Origin of the sequence: Rhodovulum sp. 12E13, assembly GCF_003340565.1 — a bacterium.
In the GTDB taxonomy this organism is placed as follows: Bacteria; Pseudomonadota; Alphaproteobacteria; order Rhodobacterales; family Rhodobacteraceae; genus HLUCCA09.
In genome coordinates this window covers 1-1368 of sequence record NZ_QPLK01000100.1, presented here as the reverse complement: position 1 = coordinate 1368, position 1368 = coordinate 1, and the positions used below count along the sequence as shown (strand labels likewise).

Annotated in this window: 2 pseudogenes; both read right to left on the bottom strand. The window is 67.7% G+C overall.

Annotation, left to right across the window (positions count from 1 at the left end):
• Nucleotides 1-479, bottom strand: a pseudogene (locus tag DLJ49_RS21215) (ATP-binding protein); the annotation flags it as partial.
• Nucleotides 412-1368, bottom strand: a pseudogene (locus DLJ49_RS21210) (IS21 family transposase); the annotation flags it as partial. The pseudogenes DLJ49_RS21210 and DLJ49_RS21215, both read right to left, overlap by 68 nt.

Genomic DNA, 1368 nt, shown 5'->3' with positions numbered 1-1368 from the left:
GACCACGTTGAAGAACCGCCCGCGCCGGCCGCTGCGGATGCAGGCCCGGGCGATCGCCACGGCGAGGTGCGACTTGCCAGTCCCATTCGCCATTGTCGCTCGGACCAATGGCGCGACAATGGCTCATCTCCGATCAGCACCACGTTGCGCTGATGATCGAGGGCGAGCCTTTGTCCGCCATTGGTCCGAGGACAATGGCGAGCGCCGCCGGCGAGATCGCGGACGAGGGTCTCGTTGACCGGGGTCTCCTCGAAGGCGAACTCGTCGATCTCCTTGGCGAGCGGGAGCCTGGCGATGGTCATCTGGTACTTGATCGAGCGCGCCTGCTTCTCGCTGATCTCTGCCGTGAGCAGGTCGCCGACGATCTTCTGCGGCTCATGCTGGCGCTTCACGGCGGTGGCGATGATCTCGTCATAGGCTGCCTTCATCCCGTAGAGCTTCAGCTGGCCCATCGCGTCCAGCACCTGCGATCTTTCCATGGTCCGGTCTCCTGAGGCTGTCGTAACGTCCGCAATCGGCGACCGGCTCGCAGGCCAGGCGCAACGCGTCCGGCGTGGCGATGGTCAGCGGGGGCGCGGGCTCGCGACGCCGCGCGAGGATGTTGAGGATGACGTCGGCCGAGTGGACGCCTTCGGTCAGCGCCTCGGCGCAGGCGGCCTCCACCGCGTCCAGACCGTCGATCAGCACGGCGCCGAGGATCTCGACCATCTGGCGATCGCCGTTCGGCACACGGCCGAGCTTGCGCTGCACGCGCCGCATCGCCGACGGCAGGTCCCATTCCTTGAAGGGGGCGCCGTTGCGCAAGGCGCCGGGCTTGCGGGCGAGCACGGGGATGTAATGCAGCGGATCGTAGACAGCCTTGTTGCGGCCGAAGGCGCGTGTGTGCTGCCCGACGATCTGGCCGTCCTGCCAGAACTCCACACGTTCAGCGTAGGCACGGATCTCGACCGGCCGGCCGACGGCTTTGGCCTCCACCGAGTAACGGTTGTTGTCGAACCGCACGAGGCAGGTCTTCGACACCGAGGCCGGAACGGCGTGGAAGCCGTCGAACGGCCCGACATAGGGCACGAGGCTCGGCCGCTCCGCCTCGAACACCTCCCAGACGGTCTGGCCGGGCAACTCGGGATGCGGGTGCGCCTTCGCCCAGGCGACGCAGCGGTCCTCGAGCCAGGCGTTGAGCTCGGCGTAGTTCCTGAACCGCGGCCGCGGCACGAAGAGCCGCCGGCGGATCACCCCGACCTGGTTCTCGACCTGCCCCTTCTCCCAGCCCGAGGCGGGAGTGCACGCGACCGGTTCGACGAGGTAATGCCCGCACATCTGCTGGAAGCGGCGGTTGTACGCGCGATCCTTGCCCACGAAGATCGTGTC